The sequence below is a fragment of the Streptomyces sp. NPDC041796 genome (assembly GCF_055590785.1).
In genome coordinates, this window is the sequence record NZ_JBVJAH010000011.1 from 125,534 (window position 1) to 145,849 (window position 20,316).

A 20,316-nucleotide genomic window follows, 5' to 3' on the forward strand; every position below is an offset into this window, starting at 1 on the left:
AGATGTCCACGATCAGGCAGAGCGTCGAGATCTCGCGTCGTCCCGAGGACGTCTTCACCTACATGACCGACACCTCCCACTTGCCCGAATGGCAGGAGAGCGCCCTGGCGGTCAGCCCGGTCGGACGCGTCTCCGGCGGCTTGGGCTCCCGGGTCAGGGTGACCCGGCAGATGGGCCGCCGGCGGATGCCGATGACCATGGAGATGAGCGAGTACGACCCGCCGCGGAGCTTCCGCATGGACGGGGTCGACGGACCCGTCCGGGGCCATGTGCGCGGGACGGTCGAGCCGATCGGCGACGGCGAGCGGTCGCGCGTGACGCTGGCCCTGGACTTCGAGGCGCACGGCATCGGGAAGGTGCTCGTGCCGCTGGTCGTCCGGACGCGTGCGAGGAAGGAAATGCCGAGGAACGAGCAGCATCTCAAGGACATCCTGGAGGCACGCCCGTAGCCGGCCAGAGGGCCCGGGTGCGCTCCGGGCCCTGCGCCGAGCGGCTCGTCAGGGCTGTTCGGGCAGCCTGATCGTCCGTACGAGCGGCATGTCCGCGTACAGCTCGGGCTTCGCCGTCAGCACCGGGCGGCCGTCCGGCCAGTCCGGCGTCGGACGCGACAGATGGATCGCGTGGCCGAGCCGCCACTCCACCCCGTCCCGCATCAGCGCGCCCACAGCGCAGACGCCCGCGAAGTCGAGCTCCACGATCTCGGCGGCCGGTAGCGCGCCCACATGCTCGGCAAGGCCCTTACGGACACCGTCCGCAGCCGTCAGGCACATGGCGGGAACGTAGACGTGCCGGGTGGGGCCGCGCTGCGTGTTCGCGATGAACTGGGAAGCCAGGACGTTGCCCGAACCCAGAGCCAGCAAAGCGGACTCGTCGTACACAACGGCGGTGGACCGGCTCACAGGCTGTCCACAGGCCGCCCGGCCTCCAGCTCCTGCCAGACCTGCTCCGCTCGGTCGTGATCCTGGTCCGTGAGCGTGACGCCGAAATGCGTCTCGCAGTACGCCTTCGTCTCCTCGTACCGCTTCCGGAGTTCTTCCTTGGTGGGCGTCGCTCCGGCCAGCTCGGCGATCAGATCCCGCATCGTCATGCCGCGCTCCCGCGCGAGCACCATGAGACGGTCACGAACAGCAGGATCAACCTTGACGGTGGTGTCGGCCATGACGACAGTATACCGGCGGTATACCGTCTCGGGTGGGTCCAGCAATGCGGTCATTTCGACCCTTTCTTCCAGGTGACCCGGCCACCGATCGGCGGCCGGAGTTCTCAGCAGCGGCGGCGCAGGACCTGCCGGACCGTCGCGCCGCCGCGCAGTGCCGCCGCGACGAACCCGGCGACGGCGGGCGGGGCGGGCTCGCAGCGGGCGCAGGAGGCACCTTCGGGCACCGGGGTGCCGCAGACGCCGCACTCCGGGCGCACGGGCGCCACAGGGCGCGGTGCGGGCTTCTTGCGGCGGAGGCGGTCGGCCAGCAGAGCGGCGGGAGCGTGGACGCGGGCGGGCAGGCCGGAGGTGAGCGCCTCGCGGATCAGGGCGTCACTGGCGCCCACGGACCACCACTCCTCGACCAGGGCCTTCAGGCGTTCCGCCTCGCCCGCCCCCAGGGCGAGCCGTGGATCGCTCCGGCCCAGTGAGGTGAGCAACTGGGCCGCCGGGGAGGGAGGTTCTTTCACCCTCGTTTTTTCTCCCGGAGGGAGCGGGCCAGGAGAGCCGTGGTCCGGGTCACCGGAGTCCGGGTTTCCGGCCGTTTCGGGGACGGGCCCGGTGGTGGGGGCCGCGACGGGGGCTTCGGCGGGGGCGTCGGGGTCGTACGGGGTGTCGAAGACCTCGTACTCCGTGCGCAGTTGCCCCTTGCGGTCCCAGCGCGTCAGCCGGCGAAGGTAGCGGGCGTCCTCCAGCTCCTGGAGGGCGGCGCCGATCCGGTCGCGGCCTTCCTTGCGCTGCTCGGAGAGCTTGCGGATGGACGCCTTGGCGCCGTTGGGGAGGCTGACGAGGTAGGTCAGGAGGCCCACGGCGCACCACGAGATGGTGGCGTCGCGCAGGAGGGCGTTGCTGAAGATGGTGAAGGCACGCGTGGGCGCGGTACGGTAAACACGCATCGGGAGGTAGTGCTCCTGGTGTCGAGCCCCCGGATGTTGGCGCATCGCGGGGGCATTTCGTTTTGTTGTGCCGCGAATGTAGCGCCACGCGAGGCGAAGCCCGCAATCAACAACCTTTAGTCATACGGTCATTCGAAAACCGAGAGCCTGAAAACCGGTCTCCGGCGCGACCTGCGGTTTCACCACGAAAAGGGGTGGCCACCCGCCGGTGGCCACCCCCGTGTCATATGCCGAATTCACCCCTGCGGGTGAGGTTCAGTGCAGCGAGCAGGAGCCTCAGCAGCTCAGGTTCGAGCCCGTCGGCACACCCAGGATCTGGGTGAAGCGCTGGTAGTTGTTGATACGGCTCTGGACCTGCGCCGGGTTCTTGCCGTCGCACTCCAGGGAGCCGTTGATGGAGCGGATGGTCTGGCCGAATCCGGCGCCGTTGACCATGGCGTTGTGGGGCGTCATGGTGCCGGGGCCGTTCTGGGTGTTCCAGTACCAGAGGCCGGTCTTCCAGGCGATGGGCGCCTCGCGCTCGACACGGTAGGGGTTGTTGAGGAGGTCGATGCCGAGGGCGTCGCCGGCCGCCTTGTAGTTGAAGTTCCAGCTGAGCTGGATGGGGCCACGGCCGTAGTAGGCGGCCTGGCCGGCCGGGCAGCCGTAGGGCTGGTTGCGGTCGCAGTAGTGCGGGTAGTTGGCGGTGTTCTGCTCCACGATGTGGACCAGGCCGCCCGTCTCATGGCTGACGTTGGCGAGGAAGGCGGCGGCCTCCTGCTTCTTCACCGTGTCGCTGCCGGTGTTGGCGAAGCCGGGGTACGCGCTCAGCGCGGCGGTCAGGCCGCTGTACGTGTAGAAGGAGTTCCGGTTCGGGAACATCTGGTTGAACTGGGCCTCGCTCACCACGAAGCCGGACGGGGAGGGAGTCGGCGTACCGCCACCGCCGCCGCAGGCGCCCTGGTCGGACCAGACGTCGGCGGAGCCGGGGCGCTCGTTCTGGGTCCACCACTTCGCCAGCCAGTTGCGGCCGTTGTACGAGGCGGTCTTGCCGCCCGTGTAGACGGCGGAGGAGCTCCAGGGCGCCGCGCACTCGGCGGCCGACGCGGTGGAGGCGGGGAGGACGACGGCCAGGCCGACGGCCATGACGAGAGCGGCGAAAGTGGCGAACAGGATCGATAGGCGTCGCAGCATGGGCTGGCCCTTCCGTGGGGGGATGGCCCCTACCGAATCGCGAATGGTCTGAACCTGTCAAGGTCTAGACCATGGCTTGTTACAGCCGAATACCGGTCAACTCCAGTGCCCGGCCCGCGTGTTCGGGGCCGGGGCCCGCGGCGAGGGGTAACGGCGGTCAGGGCTCTGGCATGCTCTGTTCAGTGGAGCCTCTGAGTGGTGAAGACCCCGTCCAGATCGGTCCGTTCCGCCTGCTCGGCAGGCTGGGGTCGGGCGGAATGGGGCGCGTGTACCTGGCCCGGTCCGCCGGTGGCCGCACCGTCGCGGTCAAGGTCGTGCACGCCGAACTGGCCGCCCAGGACGAGTTCCGGCGCCGCTTCGCCCGCGAGGTCGCCGCGCTGGAGAAGGTGGGCGGCGTGGGCACGGCGCCCGTGCTCGGCGCGGACACCGGGGCGGAGGCGCCCTGGGTGGCCGTCGGGTACGTCGCCGGGCCGTCCCTGCGCACCGTGGTCGGGGAGGAGTACGGGCCGCTGCCGGCGGCGTCCGTGCGGTCGCTGGCCGTCGGCCTGGCCCACGCCCTGGAGCACATCCACGCCGCCGGGCTGGTCCACCGGGACCTGAAGCCCGCCAACATCCTGCTCACCGTCGACGGGCCCCGCGTCATCGACTTCGGTATCGCCCGCGCCGTCGACACGGTCACCGACGGCGGACTCACCAGCACGGGGGCGGTCGTCGGCTCGCCCGGCTTCATGTCGCCCGAGCAGGTGCGGGGCGAGCGGCTCACGCCCGCGTCGGACATCTTCTGCCTCGGCTCGGTCCTGGCGTACGCGGCGACCGGCCGCGCCCCGTTCGGCACCGCCGACAGCGGCGTCCACGCCATGATGTTCCGCATCGCCCACGACGAGCCGGACCTCGACGGGCTGCCCGCCGAGCTGGACGACCTCGTCCGCGGGTGCCTCGCCAAGGACCCGGACGCCCGCCCCACCGCCGCCCACCTCGCCGCGCACGTCGAGGCGACCGACCCGTGGCTGCCCGCCGGGCTGCTCGCCCAGCTCGGCCGCCTCGCCGCCCGGCTCCTGGACCAGGACGGCGACCCGACGCCCGTCGAGACGCCCGTCCCGCGGCCCGCCCGGGCGACGAAGCGCCGCCCGCTCCTCATCGGCGCCACCGTTCTGGCGGTCGCCGCCGCGGCCGCCCTCGCGTACGGGCTGACGGACCGCTCCGGAAAGCCGGGCGCGCCCGCCGGGGAAGCGTTCACACGGGACAAACCCCGCACCACCGTGCCCGCCGCCTTCCTCGGCGCCTGGGAAGGCGTCCTGCGGGGCACCGACACCGCCCCGTACGAGACCGCCCGTATCGAGATCACCCAGGGGGCGCCCGGCGACAAGGCGGGGGTCTACGTCCACGTCGCCGGTGAGCGGCTCTGCATGGGCCGGTCGACGCTCGTCTCGGCGGACGAGGACACGATCGTGTTCGGCGAGAGCGACGTGACGACGAGCGTCCCGGCCGGGCGGTGCACACCGGCGGCCCACCAGAAGCTCACCGTCCGCTCACCGGAGGTGCTGCAGTGGTCGTCGGGCGCGGCGACCGCCACCTTCCGCAAGGCGCGGTCCGGGCCGGGGGTCGTGCCCAAGGAGTTCCTCGGACACTGGAAGGACGTCCCCCACCCCGACGTGTCCGACCCGGACCAAGACCTCTACAGCCACGAGGTGATCATCACCCAGGGCCCGGTCGGCGCGCCGCTCGTCCGGTTCGAGCAGAGCTTCCCGCGGACCGACGAGGAGACCGGGGAGCCGCTGTCCGGCACGGTGAACTGTGCGGAGACCGCCGTCCTCGGCGGTGCGGGCGCCCTGCTGGTCCTGGGCCCGGCCACGGTCGACGCCGCCGCGTCGGACCGGGAGTGCACGGCGTCCGGAGGCTCCACGAACCTGCGGATCCAGCGCGTCGAGGGCAAGGACCGGCTGCTGGTGTACGGGATGGACGCGGACGGGGAGCCCGGCGAGTTCTCCAAGGAGAAGTGACCGGGCTCCCCGTACAGCCGCCGACCTGGTTTACAGGAAGGAGTTGATCTCGATCGTCTCGGTGCGGCCGGGGCCGACGCCGATCGCGGAGATCGGCGCGCCGGACATCTCCTCCAGCGCCTTCACGTACGCCTGCGCGTTCTTCGGCAGGTCGGAGAAGGTCTTCGCCTTGCTGATGTCCTCGGACCAGCCCGGCAGGTACTCGTAGACCGGCTTCGCGTGGTGGAAGTCCGTCTGCGAGTAGGGCAGCTCCTCGACGCGCTTGCCGTCGATCTCGTACGCGACACACACCGGGATCTGCTCCCAGCCGGTGAGCACGTCGAGCTTGGTGAGGAAGAAGTCGGTCAGGCCGTTGACGCGGGTGGCGTACCGGGCGATGACCGCGTCGAACCAGCCGCAGCGGCGGTCACGGCCGGTGGTGACACCCCGCTCGCCGCCGATGCGGCGCAGCGCCTCGCCGTCCTCGTCGAACAGCTCGGTCGGGAACGGGCCGGCGCCGACACGCGTGGTGTACGCCTTGAGGATGCCGATGACACGGCTGATCTTCGTGGGGCCCACGCCCGCGCCGGTGCAGGCACCGCCGGAGGTCGGGTTGGAGGAGGTCACGAAGGGGTACGTGCCGTGGTCGACGTCCAGGAGGGTGCCCTGGCCGCCCTCGAAGAGGACGACCTTGCCCTCGTCGATGGCGTTGTTGAGGATCAGCGTCGTGTCGGCGACGAACGGCTTGATCTGCTCCGCGTACTGGAGCATCTCCTCGACGATCCGGCCCGGCTCGATGGCGCGGCGGTTGAAGACCTTGGCGAGGAGCTGGTTCTTCTGCTCCAGCGCCGCCTCGACCTTCTGCTCCAGGATGGACTCGTCGTAGAGGTCCTGGACGCGGATGCCGACACGGTTGATCTTGTCGGCGTACGTCGGGCCGATACCGCGCCCGGTCGTGCCGATCTTGCGCTTGCCGAGGAACCGTTCCGTCACCTTGTCGAGGGTGACGTTGTACGGAGTGATCAGGTGAGCGTTACCGCTGATCAGCAGCTTCGACGTGTCGACGCCGCGCTCGTTCAGTCCGCTCAGCTCGGAGAGCAGGACCGCCGGGTCGACGACGACACCGTTTCCGATCACCGGGGTGCACCCCGGCGAGAGGATTCCGGAAGGGAGAAGGTGCAGCGCGTACTTCTGGTCGCCGACGACGACCGTGTGGCCGGCGTTGTTGCCGCCCTGGTAGCGCACCACATAATCAACGGATCCACCGAGGAGGTCGGTGGCCTTTCCCTTGCCCTCGTCACCCCACTGAGCACCGAGCAGCACAAGTGCGGGCACAGGCGTACACCCCTTCCGGGCGGGGCATGTCCAAGGCGCGGGGAGTACGGACGCCGTACGACGATGTACGACACAACCTGAGCCGTCGGACCGGGTGCCCCGGAATAGACGAAGCCCCTGGCGCAATAGCGCAAGGGGCTCTTGCACAAAGATGCTACCCGAGGAAGGACCGAGGTGTCGGCTCCCGACCAGCTGCTGGTCGTCATCGACGCGGTCGCGCGCCGGAACGACGGCGAATCCGTACGAATCGCGAGGGACGTGCTGCGCGCCGGGGCGAGCGCGAAGATCTGCCTCCCGGACACCCCCGCGGAGTTCGCCCGGGCCCTTTCGCGGCGGGGTTCGCGGCGGCCGGTGGTCATCGGTGACGACCGGGCGCTGCTGCGGGCGGTGGCGCAACTGCACCGGGAGCGGGAGCTGGCGGACGGGGCGCTGTCACTGGTTCCGGTGGGGCCGCGCGGCGCGGTCGACCTGGCCGGGGCACTGGGTGTGCCGCTGGGCGCGGTGGCCGCCGCGCGGGCCGTACTGGACGGGGCGGCGCGGCGGCTGGACCTGCTGGTCGACGACAGCGACGGCGTGGTGGTGCGGGGGCTGCGGATCCCGGCGGGGCCCGCGAGCCGGGCGACGGTCGAGCCACCGTCGGTGTGGGACACCTGCCGGTCGCTGGTGCGGACGCTGGTCCACCCGGCGCCCTGCGTTCCGGGGATGCGCCCGGCGACGCGCACGCACCGGCTGCGGGTCGAGGCCGACGGGCGGCTCCTGAGCGACCTGGACGAGCCGGTGGAGGGTGTGACGGTGCTGTCCCGGGGCGGTGTCGCCGAGGTCGTCGTCCGCCCCCGGGCGGCAGAGCCGGTGCGGGTGGAGGCGACCGCGATCACCGTCTCGGGCGCCTCGTTCCGTTACCGCGCGGACGCCCTGCTCACGGGCCCGGTGGGCACGCGTACGTGGACGCTCCGCCCGTCGGCGTGGTCGCTGACGCTGCCGGTGGGGTGACCCCTACAGGGCGTCCAGGGGGCCGGTCATGGGATGCGGCGACGTGTCGTCATCGTCGTCGTCCGGGGAGCCGGGGAACATCAGCCAGGCGCTGGCGCTGATCATGCCCAGCGAGGACAGGCCGAGCGCGAACTTCAGCAGCCGCATGCCGCCCGTCCACTCGTGGGGCGACCCGAACACGACCCAGAAACCGAGGGCGATCCCGGCGATCAGGACGATGACGGCGAAGGTGCGGCGAAGGACGACTGACATCCGTCCATGATCGCATCAGCGCCCGCGGGCCGTGACGGCCCGGTGCTCCCGCCGGCGGTCCAGCATGTTCGCGCACCTTCTTCAGAAAGAGTGGAAGCCCAGGAGTGGCCCCGGTCGGGGGGCACTGCGTCCGGTCGGAGGTCACTGCGTCCGGCCGGACCTCACACCTCCACCAGCAGCCCGTCCAGCCCCCGGATCACGAAGTTCGGCTTCCGCTCCGGCTCCTTCGCGAGCCGGAGCGCCGGGGCGCGTTCCAGCAGTGCCGCCATCGAGGCGGCCAGTTCGATGCGGGCCAGCGGGGCGCCGATGCAGTAGTGGATGCCCGCGCTGAAGGAGATGTGAGGGTTGTCCGCCCGGGACAGATCCAGTGCGTCGGGGCGGTCGAAGGCGTCCGGGTCGCGGTTGGCCGAGCCGAAGAGGAGGGCGACCTCCGAGCCGCGCGGGACGGTGGTGCCGTCGATCTCGATGTCGTCCAGCACCCAGCGCTCGAAGAGCTGGAGCGGGGTGTCGTGGCGGAGCAGCTCCTCCACGGCCGTGGACACCTCCACCTGCCCGGCGCGCAGCGCGGCGAGCTGCTCCGGGTGGCGGAAGAGGGTCCACCAGCCGTTGACGGTGGCGTTGACCGTCGCCTCGTGGCCCGCGTTCAGCAGCAGGACGCAGGTGGAGATCATCTCCTGCTCGGTGAGCCGGTCGCCCTCGTCGTGGGCGGCGATGAGCGCGCTGATCAGGTCCTCGCCCGGGGAGGCGCGCCGCTCGGCGATCAGTTCCCGGAGGTACGCGGAGAACTCCACCGACGCCCTGACCGCACGGGCGGCCGTCTCCTCGTCCGGGTTCAGCTCGTACATGCCGCAGATGTCCGCCGACCACGGCCGCAGCGGCGCCCGGTCGGACTCCGGGATGCCGAGCATCTCCGCGATGACGGCGACCGGCAGTGGCTCGGCGACGGCGGTCAGCAGGTCGCCCCCGCCCTCGGCGACCAGGGAGTCGACCAGGTCGCCCGCCAGCCGGTGGACGTAGGGCTTCAGCCGCTCGACCGTGCGCGGGGTGAACGCCTTCGACACCAGGCGCCGGATACGGGTGTGGTCCGGCGGCTCCAGGTCCAGCATCCCGTGGTCGTTGAGGGTGTGGAACGGCTCGTGCGCGGGCGGGGGCGGGGTGCGCCCGAACTCCTCGTGGCTGAAGCGGTGCAGGTACGTCCGCCCCAGCCGCCGGTCCCGCAACAGCGCGGACACGTCGGCGTGGCACGGGACCAGGTACTGCCGCGTCGGCTCGAACCAGTGCACCCGGCCACGGGCGCGCAGCTCGGCGTAGGCGGGGTAGGGGTCGGCGACGAACGCGGGCGACCACGGGTCGAAGTCCATGCGCCCGACCCTATGCAGGGCCCGGCCCGGAGTCACCAGCCCCGTGACGCCCACCTCGCGCCCGGGTCAGCCCAGAGTCACCGCCCGCAGACGCCCACCTCGCGCCCGGGTCAGCCCGGAGTCACCAGCCTCGCCTCGTACGCGAAGACCGCCGCCTGCGTACGGTCACGGAGCCCCAGCTTCACCAGGATGCGGCTCACATGCGTCTTGATCGTCGACTCGGCGACCACCAGCCGGGACGCGATCTCACCGTTCGACAGGCCCTGGGCGATCAGCACCAGGACCTCCGTCTCGCGCTCCGTCAGGTCGCCCACCTGGGAGAGGGCCGGCGGCCGGGGCATGTCGGCGGTCTTGGCGAACTCGGTGATCAGGCGCTTGGTGACCGTCGGCGCCAGCAGCGCCTCACCGCCCGCCACCACCCGGACGCCGTCCGCGAGCTGCCGCGCGGAGGCGTCCTTCAGCAGGAAGCCGGACGCCCCGGCGCGCAGCGCCTGGTACACGTACTCGTCCAGGTCGAACGTCGTCAGCACCAGCACCTTCGCGTCGCCGTCCGCCGCGACGATCTCGCGGGTGGCGTCGATGCCGTTCATCTCCGGCATCCGGATGTCCATCAGCACGACGTCCGGGCGCAGCGCCTCCACCTGCCGGACCGCCTCACGGCCGTTCACGGCCTCGCCCACGACCTCGATGTCGGGCATCGCGTTCAGCAGGACCGAGAAGCCCTCGCGGACCATGATCTGGTCGTCGACGATCAGTACGCGGATCGTCACGACTCCTCCCGGACTTCCCGGGGCGCCGGGATGAAGGCCGCGATCTCGTAACCGCCGTCCTCGGTCACGTCCGCCGTCATCTCGCCGTCCAGCATCGCCACCCGCTCCCGCATGCCCGTGATCCCGTGCCCGGCGCCCGGTGACGCCTTGACCAGCCCGCGCGCCGGACCGTTCACCACGCGCAGGCCCAGCCCGCCGAGCACGTACGAGACCTCCACCTTCGCCGACGCGCCCGGTGCGTGCCGCAGCACGTTGCTGAGCGCCTCCTGCACGATCCGGTAGGCGGACAGCTCCACGCCCTGCGGCAGCTCGCGCGCCGCGCCGGTGACCGTGGCGTCCACGGTGAGGCCCGCCTCGCGCACATTGGCGATCAGCGCGTCGAGGTCGGCGAGCGTCGGCTGCGGCGCGTCGGGCGCCTCGTAGTCCTCGGCGCGTACGACGCCGAGGATGCGGCGCAGCTCGGTCAGCGCGGCGACCGCGTTCTCGCGGATCGTGGCGAAGGCCTGCTCCAGCTCGGGCGGCGGGTTCTCCACCCGGTAGGGGGCGGCCTCCGCCTGGATGGCGACGACCGACATGTGGTGGGCGACCACGTCGTGCAGCTCGCGGGCGATGGTGGTGCGCTCCTCCAGGAGGGTCCGCCTGGAGCGCTCCTGCGCGGTGACGGTCTGCTGGGCGGTGACCTCCTCCTTCGCCGCGCGGCGGGTGTGGAACACGGTGACGCACAGCAGCACGAAGGCGGAGACGACCAGCAGGGGCCAGGTCGTACCGCCGCCGCCCCGGCTGAGGAAGACCTCGCAGAAGAAGCCGAAACCGCCGGTGAGTGCCCACATCCAGGCGGCGGTGCGCGGCCGGGTCCGGGCCGCGACCACGGTCATCACGGTGAGCTGGCCGATGAAGCTGGTAGGGGCCCACGGCCAGCCGTCCCAGTAGCCGGACATGATGCTCACGAACGGGGCGGTCGCCAGGGACAGCCAGAACGCGGCGACGGGCCGGGCCAGGGTCAGCAGAATGGCGGCGGCCGGGACGATCCCCGTGACCGGCTTGCCCTCGGTGTAGCCCAGCGACATGACGATCAGGGCGGCCCCCACCACCAGGGCGTGCGGGAACCAGGCCACGTACTCGCGTATGAACCGTGGCAGCCGCCTGGTCACCGGGCCGTCGGTGCCCATGGGCGGGAGCAGCCGGTAGGCGAGGGCGTCGTCGAGGAGCTCGCGGCGCATGCCCATGAACATGCCGTGAGCCATCCGGTACTCCGGGCTGCGGGTCTTGGTGTCGGTCACGTCAGCAACGGTAAGCACGGGCGGGGACGCGGTCGTCACCTTGGATGTGGATCCTTCCGCGTCCCCCTGGAGTACTACGGCGCTGATCAGGGCCGGAACGCGTCCGCGTGTGTCCGGGCCCACTCGGCGAAGGTACGGGCCGGGCGGCCGGTGACCTTCTCCACGGTGTCGAGGACCGTGCGGCCCTCCTCCGGGGTGTCCCCGTACACCTCCAGCAGGAAGTCGATCACGTCCTGGGGCCGGCCCTCCGCCCGCCACTGCTCGACCGCCTCGGCCTCGGACAGCTCGACCAGCCGTACCGCCCGGCCCCGCGCCGCCGCGATCGCGTCGGCCTTGTCCCGGAGGGAGAGCACCTCGGGCCCGGTGACCAGGTACTCCTGCCCGGCGTGCCCGTCCTCGGTGAGGGCGACCGCCGCGACCGCGCCGATGTCGCCCTCGTGGACCATGGCGCTGAGCCGGCCGGTGAAGGGCTCGCGCACCTCGTCGGTGGTGCGGATCCCGTCCGCCCACTCCAGGGCGTTCGCCATGAACTCCACCGGCATGACCACCGTCCACGGCAGACCGCTCGCCCGCACGGCGTCCTCCAGCGGTGTCGGACCGCCGCCGTTGAGGACCGTGACACGCCGTACGCCCGCCTCGCGGGCCAGCTCCACGATGCGCGGACCGGTCTCCAGCGGGGCGAAGTACTCGCCGCCGAAGGTGATCAGGTGCAGGCCGGTGACCCCGTCGAGAGCCGGGATGAGGGAGTCGGGCTCGGTGAGGTCGCCGCGGACGACCTCGACGCCGTCCGGGAAGTCGGCCCTGGCGGGGTCACGGGTCAGGGCGCGGACGGGCCTGCCGAGGCGCAGCAGTTCGGCGACCACCTGGCGGCCGACGGTTCCGGTGGCTCCGGTCACGAGGTTCGTGTGGGTCATGGGGTTCGTCATGCCGCTGACGCTACGAACCGTTGCGGTCAGCCTCTGTCCTCGGCTACCAGGCCAGTTGGGCGATCTCCTCGGCGACCACCGCGCAGGCGTCCGCCGCCGGGTCGATCAGGGGGAAATGCCCCACGTCGTCCAGCAGCGTCAGCCCGACCATCTCCCCCGCCTTCGCCGCCGCGTCCACGTACGCCTCGGCGACGGCCTGCGGAACGACGGTGTCCTCACGGCCCTGGACCACCGCGGTCGCGATCCCGGTCGGCAGCAGTACGGCCGGGTCGGCGCACCCCGCACGGGTCTCGAAGTCGACGTCACCACCGAGCAATTGCCGCACCGCGCCGCCGCAGACGTCCAGCTCCGCCGCCCGCTCGAAGTGGGCGATGGGCGCCAGCGCGACCACCCCGCGCAGCGGCGGCGGGGCGTCCAGCCGCCAGGGCGCCCCGGCGGGCAGCACGTGCCGGGCGGCCGCCCACAGCGCCAGGTGCCCGCCCGCCGAGTGGCCGGTGACGACCATGCGGCGCGGGTCGGCCTGCGGCAGGTGCGTACGCGCCAGGCCGGGCAGGGCGTCCAGCGCGGCGGCGACATCGTCGAACGTCTCCGGCCACCGTCCGGCGACGGGCCCGCCACCGCCCTGTGCGGGGATGTCCCGGCCCCGCCGGTACTCCACGTTGGCGACGGCGAAACCGCGTCGCGCCAGATAGTCCACGAAGGGGGTGATGTGCCGCCGGTCGTACGGCGCCCGCCACGCGCCACCGTGCAGCACGACGACGAGCGGTGCGCGGTCACCCCCGCGAGGGGCGTAGAAGTCCACGACCTGGTCCGGGTGGTCACCGTACGAGGCGGTGGAGTCCGGGTCGACGGCCGGATGCGACAGGGCCGACGCTTCCTCGGCGGCGTCGCGCGCGGCGGGGTCGGGCATGGTGCTCAACCTTTCGGTGACGGGGCCGAATTGGCCTGACCTGCGGGGACGGTACCAGTCACGCGCGCCCCCGCAGATCAGGGCCGAACATCAGCCCGTGAGCTCCGAAAGCACGTCCGCGAGGACCCGTGCCGCGCGCTCCACGTCCGCGAAGGAGACGTACAGCGGGGTGAAGCCGAACCGCAGCACGTCGGGGCGGCGCAGGTCACCGACCACACCCCGGGCGATCAGCTCCTTCATCACGGCGTGGGCGTCCGCGCAGCGCAGGCTCACCTGGCTGCCCCGCTCCCCGTGCGCCTCGGGGGTCACCGACGTGACGCGGCCCTCGGGTACGTAGGCCTCGACGCACTCCAGGAAGAAGTCCGTCAGGGCCAGGCTCTTGGCCCGTACCGTCTCGATGGGCACCCCGTCCCACACGTCCAGCGACGCCTCCAGCGCCAGCATGGACAGGATGTCGGGCGTTCCGACACGGCCGCGTACCGCGCCCTCCGCCGCCGCGTAGCCGGGCGTCATCGCGAAGGGGTCGGCGTGCGAGTTCCAGCCGGGCAGCGGGGAGTCGAAGCCCGCCAGGTGCCGCTCGGCGACGTACAGGAAGGCGGGCGCGCCGGGCCCGCCGTTGAGGTACTTGTACGTGCAGCCGACCGCGAGGTCCACGCCGTGGGCGTCCAGGCCGACCGGCAGGGCACCCGCGCTGTGGCACAGGTCCCACACGGCCAGTGCGCCCGCCGCGTGGACGGCCGCCGTGATGCCCGGCAGGTCGTGCAGCCGGCCCGTGCGGTAGTCGACGTGGTTGACGAGCGCGGCGGCCGTGCGCGGGCCGACCGCGTCCGGTACCTCACGGGGGGCGGCGGCCACCAGCCGCTTGCCGGTCAGCCGGGCGGCCGACGCGGCGATGTACCCGTCCGTGGGGAACGTCGTGGCGTCCACGACGATCTCGTCCCGCTCGGGTGGGGCCAGCCGCACCGCGCCCACCAGGGCCTTGAAGACGTTGACGCTGGTCGAGTCACCGACCACCACCTGGCCGGGCGCCGCGCCGACGAGTGGCGCGATCCGCTCGCCTATTCGCTCCGGCGCGGTCCACCAGCCGCTCTCCTCCCAGGAGCGGATGCGCAGCTCGCCCCACTCACGGGTGATCACGTCGGCCATCCGGCCCGGTACGTGGCGGGGCAGCGCGCCGAGCGAGTTGCCGTCCAGGTAGACGACGCCGTCGTCGAGCGCGAACAGTTCGCGGTGCTTGGCCAGTTGGTCCTGGGCGTCCTGTGACGCCGCCTTCCTCCCGAGGTCGTCAGACATGGCTGCGCGCCGTCCACACCTCGGGGAACACGTTCTTGCGGGCCCGCTTCTCCAGCCAGGCCACTCCGGCGGAGCCGGCCGTGCCCGTCTTGGACCCCATCGCGCGCCGCGTCGCCACCAGGTGGTCGTTGCGCCATCGCCACACCAGTTCGCCGACGTCCGTCAACGCCTCGCCGAGCCGGATCAGTTCGTCGTTCTCGTCCGGGTTCGCGTAGATATGCGCCCAGATTTCCTCGACCGCCTGTGACGGCTCGTACTTCTGCGACAGGTCCCGGCGCAGCACGCTGTCCGGCACCGGGTGCCCGCGCCGGGCCAGGAACCGCAGCACCTCGTCGTACAGGCTCGGCTCGTACAGGGCCTTCTCCAGCTCCGCGTGGACGCGCGGCGCGCCCCGGTGCGGCACCAGCATGGACGCGGACTTCTCACCGAGGAGGAACTCCAGCCGCCGGTACATCGCCGACTGGAACCCGGAGCCCTCGCCGAGGGCCCCGCGGTAGGAGTTGAACTGGGCGGGCGTGAGGCGGGCGAGCGGCTTCCAGGAGGCGTTCAGCGCCTCCAGCTCGCGTACGGAGCGCTCCAGCGCGTCCATCGCCACGGGGACGCGGTCCTCGCGGAGGGCGCGGCTCGCGGTCTCCCACTCGTGGACGATCACGGTGAACCACAGCTCCATGACCTGGGTCGTCACCAGGAAGACCATCTCTCCCGGGTCGTCCGAGAGCGGGTGCTGGAGGTGGGTGAGGACGTCCGCCTGGACGTAGTCCTCGTACGGCGTCGTGCCTGTGTACTCCAGGTTCGGGGTGTCCGAACCGGGCGCGGAGGCATCGGGGGAAGTAGACATCGCTGTCTCCATCAATGCGTGCTACCGGGTAGCGGTCTGCCCCTTCCAGTCAGTGGTGGAGCCCCGGTCCCCTCGGGACCACCGGCTGTGCGCGGGGTCCCAGTCGCATCATGACACGAGCGGTCCCTCGATGTACCTGCCGGATGTGTCGTACGGCCACGCATTGGACGTGCAGCCGTCCAGGCCCTTGATCTGCTGCATCATCACCGGTGCGGGCTTCCCGGGGCCGCCGCAGCCCATGTGCCGGCGGATGCCGATCTCGTGCCCGACCTCATGGTTGATGATCAGGTGCCGGTACTCGGCGGGCGGCCCCGCGAAGGTGGGCGAGCCGAGCGTCCAGCGCTTGAGGTTCACGACGACACCGTCGGCCGTCTCGCAGTTGAACTCGCCACGAGTGTCGAACCCCTGGGCCCCGCAGAGCGCGTCGGCCGTTCCGGGGGTGGCGATCCGGATGACGAAGTCGGCGTTCGCCGGAACCAGCTGGAACGAGCCCCGGCCGTGGGCCGCCCAGCCCTGCGGATGGGCGAGGATCCGCTCGATCTCCGCCGCCGCCCGCGCGGCCGGGAGGTCGATGCCGTCCTCGACCTGGACGCTGTAGCGGCGCAGGGTCCCGGAGCCGGTCCTGGCGCCGGTCGCCCGGGCGGTGGTGAAGGTCCCGGGGCCGGACGGGGGGACCGTCGCGGCGGAGTCGGGGACGTCACGCCGGGGCGGGGCGTCGCGGCCGGCGCGCTGGGGGTCGGAGACGTCACGGCCGGTGGCGGGCTCCGACGCGGGCGCCTGCGGACCGGCCGCGTCACCGGGGCCGGCGGCGGACAGGGTGCCCCCGCCACTCCAGTGGGCGACGGCCGCGCCACCGCCCAGGCAGGCGCCGACGAGGGCGAGGGCCGACAGGACTATCCGGCCCGCCGGGCCACGACCGCCGCTCCTGCCGCGCGGGCTCCGGCGGCGACGTCCTCGTGGTGCGGCGGCACGCTTCCCCACAACTGATCTCCGTTCGATGGTGTGCGCGATCGTAATGGTCACGCATCCATAACGGTGCGACCCGCCTCACCCCGACCGGAAGGAACCAGTCCGGGTGGGGCGGGTCTCAGCGCGGGGCCCGGGTCAGCCGAGCGTCTCGGCGGCCAGGGGCGACGAGTCACGGAGGAACGTCGAGCACCGCTCGTACTCCTCCTGCTCACCGATCGACTGCGCGGCGCGGGCCAGGGCATTCAGGGCGCGGAGGAAGCCGCGGTTCGGCTCGTGCTCCCACGGCACCGGGCCGTGGCCCTTCCAGCCGCTGCGGCGCAGGGCGTCCAGGCCCCGGTGGTAGCCGGTCCTGGCGTACGCGTACGACTCGACGACCCGGCCGGCCTCGAAGGCGTCGTCGGCGAGCTGGGCCCAGGCCAGGGAGGAAGCGGGGTACTTGGCGGCGACGTCCGCGGGAGCCGCGCCGCCGGCAAGCAGCTCGCGCGGCTCGGGGTCGTCGGGCAGGTGGGTGGGGGGCGGTCCGCCCAGGAGGTTTTCGTGGATACCCATGCCCCCAGTGTCACAGGCCCGGCACCGCGTGAGCGATGCCGGGCCCGTGTCGGACGATCAGGATGGTCCTTCAGACCATCAGGGTGTTACTTCAGCTTGGTGCCCGTGGAGCGCAGCGCCGCGCACGCCTCGGTGACGCGCTTGGCCATGCTCGCCTCGGCCAGCTTGCCCCAGGTCCGCGGGTCGTAGGTCTTCTTGGAGCCGACCTCGCCGTCGACCTTCAGCACACCGTCGTAGTTCTTGAACATGTGGTCCGCGACCGGACGGGTGAAGGCGTACTGGGTGTCCGTGTCGAGGTTCATCTTCACGACGCCGTTCTCCAGCGCGGTGGCCATCTCCTCGGCCGTGGAGCCCGAGCCGCCGTGGAAGACGAAGTCGAACGGGTTCTCCTTGCCGAAGCGCTCGGCGACGCCCTGCTGGAGGTCCTTGAGCAGCTCGGGGCGGAGCACGACGTTGCCCGGCTTGTAGACGCCGTGGACGTTGCCGAAGGAGGCGGCCAGCAGGTAGCGGCCCTTCTCGCCCAGGCCGAGCGCCTCGGCGGTGCGGATGGCGTCGTCGACGGTGGTGTACAGCTCGTCGTTGATCTCGTGGCTGACGCCGTCCTCCTCACCACCGGTCGGGGTGATCTCGACCTCCAGGATGATCCTGGCGGCGGCGGCCTTGGCGAGCAGCTCCTGGCCGATGGCCAGGTTGTCGGCGAGGGTCTCGGCCGAACCGTCCCACATGTGCGACTGGAACAGCGGGTTCTCGCCCTTGGCGACGCGCTCGGCGGAGATGTCGAGGAGCGGACGTACGTAACCGTCCAGCTTGTCCTTCGGGCAGTGGTCGGTGTGCAGGGCGATGGTGACGTCGTACTTCGCGGCGACGATGTGCGCGAACTCGGCCAGGGCGACCGCGCCGGTCACCATGTCCTTGCTGTACTGGCCGCCCAGGAACTCCGCACCACCGGTCGAGATCTGGATGATGCCGTCGCTCTCTGCCTCGGCGAAACCGCGCAGGGCGGCGTGCAGAGTCTGCGACGAGGTGACGTTGATGGCCGGGTAGGCGAACTTGCCTGCCTTCGCCCGGTCGAGCATCTCGTTGTAGACCTCGGGGGTTGCGATGGGCATCTGTCCGCTCCTTGTGATCTGCGGTTGCTTAGCGTTGCTGATCCCTGACCTGGGGGCGACGTCATCGTCGCACCCATCTTTCCAGACTCCGCCGTGGGCTCCACCCCGCGTACCACAAGGGGCGGACCGTTTCACGTGAAACAGTCCGCCCCCTGAAAAACCCGCAGGTCACGCCCTCGGCGACTCAGCCCAGGCCCAGCTCGTCCAGCGCGTACGCGTACAGGTACGGCACCCCGGCCGTCTGGCTGATCTTCTCCGCCGCGCCGGTCGCCCGGTCCACGATCGTCGCCACGGCCACCACCTCGGCGCCGGCCTCACGGACCGCCTCCACGGCGGTGAGCGGCGAGCCACCGGTGGTGGAGGTGTCCTCCACCACCAGGACGCGACGGCCCTTGATGTCCGGGCCCTCGACACGGCGCTGCATACCGTGCGCCTTGGCGGCCTTGCGTACGACGAAGGCGTCCAGCGTCCGGCCCCGCGCGGAGGCGGCGTGCAGCATCGCCGTCGCGACCGGGTCGGCGCCCAGGGTGAGGCCGCCGACGGCGTCGAAGTCGAGGTCGGCGGTGAGATCGAGCATCACCTGACCGACGAGCGGCGAGGCCGCCCCGTCCAGGGTGATCCGGCGCAGATCGACGTAGTAGTCGGCCTCCAGACCCGAGGAGAGGGTCACCTTGCCGTGCACCACGGCCTTGTCCTTGATCTGCTGGAGCAGATCGGCTCGAACGTCAGTCATGCCCACGAGCTTAAAGCCGCCCCGCTAGAGCCTGCGCCAGGCGATCGTCGCGGCGATCTCCAGCGGCTCGATGGGCGTGACCAGGTGAGGGGCGGTGTTCAGGCCGTTCGGCGGGCCCGACTGGGGCTCCACGCAGACCGCGGCCTCCTGCTCGTCGTACACGACGACCCAGGGAGCACGGCTGGTCACCTTCACCTCCAGTTGCCCGGGCCAGGTGAGGGTGACGTCCACGCCGTCCGGCATCCCGAAGCAGTCGTCCCAGGGGCCGGGCGCGGGGGCGATCCGGCGGCCGGTCGGCAGGTGGTCCTCCCCCCGCTCCTCCTGCCACTCGGGCGTGAAGTCCAGCATGACGTCCTGGCCGCCGAGGTTCCGGTTGAACCACGGGTGCCAGCCCGCCTGGGCCGGGAAGGAGTCACCGTGGGTCTCGACGCCGAGCTGGAGCGTCAGCGCGTCCTCGGTGAGCTGAAACGTCTGGGTGACCCGCCCGGGATACGGCCACGGCTCGGCGAGGTCGTAGGTGAACACCGCCTCCGCCTTGTCCACGACGGCGGTGCGCCACGCGGTGTCCCGCCCGGTGCCGTGGATGGCGTGCGGCGGCGAGTTCAGCGGTAGCTGATGCCATGCCGCCCCGCTGAGGAACCGGCCGTTCGCGATCCGCCCGCACCAGGGCACCATCGGGAAGCAGCCGTACCGCTCCCCCTGCCGCAGCAGTTCGGTCCCGTCGATCCGCAGGCTCTCGATGCGGCATCCGTTGTCCGGACGCACCGTCAACTCGACGTCTCCGGCCACGAGCCGGACGCTCTGTTCGCTACTGGTCACGTCACCGACACTACTTGCGGCGCCGCAGCGCACGCCCGACCACCACCGCGGAGGCGAGGGCGAGCGCGGCCGCCGGGGCGAGCCACCGCAGCGTGGCGGTCGCCGAGGCGGTCTCCGGCCCGGGCGTGGGCGCGTACCGGCCGCGCGGCGGGGCGTGGTCGACCTCCTCGGCACTCCGCCCGATCATGGTGCGCCGGGCGTGCGCCGCCTCGACGCCGGGCTCGGACAGCGGCCCGCCGGGGATGCCGGGCACCTCGAACTCGGCGTCGGCGAGGGGATCCAGCGACGGCGGCGGAACGGGGGCGTCGAAGACCGAGCCGGCGCTCTCGGCGCCCTGGTCCACCCCGTCGTCGTCGACATCCTGCTCGTCGGCGTCGTCCGCGGTGACGTCGGCGGCGTCCTCGAACGCGATGCCGTCGACTCCCTGGGCGGCGGCGGGCCCGGACGTGCCGGGAGCGGACGTGCCGGAAGCGGACGTCGCCGTCGCCGCGAGGGATTCGGCGAAACGGTCCAGCAGGCGGTGCGCCGCCGAGATCCCCGCGTCGTCCGGCAGCTCCGCCAGTCGGCCGTCGGCGCTCGTCGTCCCCGTGAAGCGCAGCGTCGTACCGCCGTCCACCGGCGAGAGACGCACCGTCAGGGCCAGCTTCGCCGAGCCGGTGCCGCGCACCTCCGTGCCCTCGCCCTCCACGGCGTACGCACCGTCGTCCCCGACCGTGATGCGCAGGGCACCCCGGTAGGTGATCGAATGCCCGCCGGCCCGTACCTTCAGGCGGCCCGAGAGCGGGCCGGCCGACGCGTCCGCGTCCTGCTGGAGCCCCGGCACGCACGGGGCGACCCGGGCGGGGTCCGCCAGCACCGCGCGCAGGGTCTCGACGTCAACCGGAACGAACACCTCATGCTCCATGGAGCCCGAGCCTACCCACGCCCGGCCCTCAC

At 71.9% G+C, this 20,316-nt stretch carries 22 protein-coding genes; 3 read left to right on the forward strand and 19 right to left on the reverse strand.

The features are described from left to right. Positions 1-2 precede the first annotated feature (2 nt). A complete protein-coding gene (locus ACZ6C1_RS23155; RefSeq protein WP_469243159.1) occupies positions 3-449 on the forward strand; it encodes an SRPBCC family protein in 447 nt (148 codons plus the stop codon). A gap of 48 nt (positions 450-497) precedes the next feature. Here the strand turns inward: ACZ6C1_RS23155 and ACZ6C1_RS23160 are convergent, their stop codons facing one another. From ACZ6C1_RS23160 to ACZ6C1_RS23175, 4 genes are all read right to left on the reverse strand, one after another. Beyond that, a complete protein-coding gene (locus ACZ6C1_RS23160) occupies positions 498-899 on the reverse strand; it encodes a PIN domain-containing protein (RefSeq protein WP_423544160.1) in 402 nt (133 codons plus the stop codon). Continuing rightward, on the reverse strand, positions 896-1,159 hold the full coding sequence (locus ACZ6C1_RS23165; protein WP_336323323.1) for a hypothetical protein: 264 nt from the start codon (positions 1,157-1,159) through the stop codon (positions 896-898). Before ACZ6C1_RS23165 ends, ACZ6C1_RS23160 begins: the two co-directional genes overlap by 4 nt. A 104-nt stretch (positions 1,160-1,263) precedes the next feature. Next, positions 1,264-2,094, reverse strand: coding sequence for a hypothetical protein (locus ACZ6C1_RS23170; protein ID WP_469243160.1), 831 nt, complete (start codon positions 2,092-2,094; stop codon positions 1,264-1,266). Positions 2,095-2,370: 276 nt separating this feature from the next. After that, entirely contained in the window at positions 2,371-3,267 is an 897-nt protein-coding gene (locus ACZ6C1_RS23175; protein WP_469243161.1) for a glycoside hydrolase family 19 protein, read from the reverse strand. Positions 3,268-3,449: 182 nt separating this feature from the next. Here ACZ6C1_RS23175 and ACZ6C1_RS23180 point away from each other — a divergent pair, with 182 nt between their 5' ends. Then, positions 3,450-5,267, forward strand: coding sequence for a serine/threonine-protein kinase (locus ACZ6C1_RS23180; RefSeq protein WP_469243162.1), 1,818 nt, complete (start codon positions 3,450-3,452; stop codon positions 5,265-5,267). A 30-nt stretch (positions 5,268-5,297) separates the two neighbouring features. On the opposite strand, the gene ACZ6C1_RS23185 is transcribed toward ACZ6C1_RS23180, so the two are convergent. After that, positions 5,298-6,581, reverse strand: a complete 1,284-nt coding sequence (locus ACZ6C1_RS23185) for an adenylosuccinate synthase (protein WP_064067244.1) — start codon at positions 6,579-6,581, stop codon at positions 5,298-5,300. A gap of 174 nt (positions 6,582-6,755) precedes the next feature. Between ACZ6C1_RS23185 and ACZ6C1_RS23190 the strand changes: the two genes are divergently transcribed. Further along, positions 6,756-7,571, forward strand: a complete 816-nt coding sequence (locus ACZ6C1_RS23190) for a diacylglycerol kinase family protein (RefSeq protein ID WP_469243163.1) — start codon at positions 6,756-6,758, stop codon at positions 7,569-7,571. A gap of 3 nt (positions 7,572-7,574) precedes the next feature. Here ACZ6C1_RS23190 and ACZ6C1_RS23195 read toward each other — a convergent pair whose 3' ends face one another. From ACZ6C1_RS23195 to ACZ6C1_RS23260, 14 genes are all read right to left on the reverse strand, one after another. Next, positions 7,575-7,823: a hypothetical protein gene (locus tag ACZ6C1_RS23195; protein ID WP_469243164.1), complete on the reverse strand. Its 249-nt coding sequence runs from the start codon at positions 7,821-7,823 to the stop codon at positions 7,575-7,577. A gap of 161 nt (positions 7,824-7,984) precedes the next feature. Continuing rightward, positions 7,985-9,184 (reverse strand): cytochrome P450, encoded by a 1,200-nt coding sequence (locus ACZ6C1_RS23200; RefSeq protein ID WP_469243165.1) that lies wholly within the window; start codon positions 9,182-9,184, stop codon positions 7,985-7,987. A 110-nt stretch (positions 9,185-9,294) separates the two neighbouring features. Further along, positions 9,295-9,954: a response regulator gene (locus ACZ6C1_RS23205; protein ID WP_469243166.1), complete on the reverse strand. Its 660-nt coding sequence runs from the start codon at positions 9,952-9,954 to the stop codon at positions 9,295-9,297. Then, on the reverse strand, positions 9,951-11,321 hold the full coding sequence (locus ACZ6C1_RS23210) for a sensor histidine kinase (protein WP_469243202.1): 1,371 nt from the start codon (positions 11,319-11,321) through the stop codon (positions 9,951-9,953). The genes ACZ6C1_RS23205 and ACZ6C1_RS23210 overlap by 4 nt, the downstream gene beginning before the upstream one ends. Then, positions 11,321-12,160, reverse strand: coding sequence for an NmrA family NAD(P)-binding protein (locus ACZ6C1_RS23215; RefSeq protein ID WP_469243167.1), 840 nt, complete (start codon positions 12,158-12,160; stop codon positions 11,321-11,323). The genes ACZ6C1_RS23210 and ACZ6C1_RS23215 overlap by 1 nt, the downstream gene beginning before the upstream one ends. Positions 12,161-12,203: 43 nt before the next feature. Continuing rightward, complete coding sequence (locus ACZ6C1_RS23220; RefSeq protein WP_469243168.1) at positions 12,204-13,070, reverse strand: alpha/beta hydrolase family protein; 867 nt, start codon at positions 13,068-13,070, stop codon at positions 12,204-12,206. Positions 13,071-13,160: 90 nt separating this feature from the next. Next, complete coding sequence (gene kynU / locus ACZ6C1_RS23225) at positions 13,161-14,363, reverse strand: kynureninase (protein WP_469243169.1); 1,203 nt, start codon at positions 14,361-14,363, stop codon at positions 13,161-13,163. Next, entirely contained in the window at positions 14,356-15,201 is an 846-nt protein-coding gene (locus ACZ6C1_RS23230) for a tryptophan 2,3-dioxygenase family protein (protein WP_469243170.1), read from the reverse strand. Before ACZ6C1_RS23230 ends, kynU begins: the two co-directional genes overlap by 8 nt. A 108-nt stretch (positions 15,202-15,309) precedes the next feature. Beyond that, the gene (locus tag ACZ6C1_RS23235; RefSeq protein ID WP_469243171.1) at positions 15,310-16,224 is read right to left on the reverse strand and encodes a DUF3152 domain-containing protein; all 915 of its coding nucleotides are present in this window, start codon (positions 16,222-16,224) and stop codon (positions 15,310-15,312) included. Between the two features lie 81 nt (positions 16,225-16,305). Then, positions 16,306-16,719: a DUF3151 domain-containing protein gene (locus ACZ6C1_RS23240; RefSeq protein WP_469243172.1), complete on the reverse strand. Its 414-nt coding sequence runs from the start codon at positions 16,717-16,719 to the stop codon at positions 16,306-16,308. An 86-nt stretch (positions 16,720-16,805) separates the two neighbouring features. Then, positions 16,806-17,846: a class II fructose-bisphosphate aldolase gene (gene fbaA / locus ACZ6C1_RS23245; protein WP_469243203.1), complete on the reverse strand. Its 1,041-nt coding sequence runs from the start codon at positions 17,844-17,846 to the stop codon at positions 16,806-16,808. A gap of 166 nt (positions 17,847-18,012) precedes the next feature. Next, the gene (gene pyrE, locus ACZ6C1_RS23250; protein ID WP_469243173.1) at positions 18,013-18,561 is read right to left on the reverse strand and encodes an orotate phosphoribosyltransferase; all 549 of its coding nucleotides are present in this window, start codon (positions 18,559-18,561) and stop codon (positions 18,013-18,015) included. Between the two features lie 24 nt (positions 18,562-18,585). After that, a complete protein-coding gene (locus ACZ6C1_RS23255; RefSeq protein WP_469243174.1) occupies positions 18,586-19,380 on the reverse strand; it encodes an aldose epimerase family protein in 795 nt (264 codons plus the stop codon). A gap of 10 nt (positions 19,381-19,390) precedes the next feature. Next, positions 19,391-20,284: an SRPBCC domain-containing protein gene (locus ACZ6C1_RS23260; protein WP_469243175.1), complete on the reverse strand. Its 894-nt coding sequence runs from the start codon at positions 20,282-20,284 to the stop codon at positions 19,391-19,393. Positions 20,285-20,316: the final 32 nt, after the last annotated feature.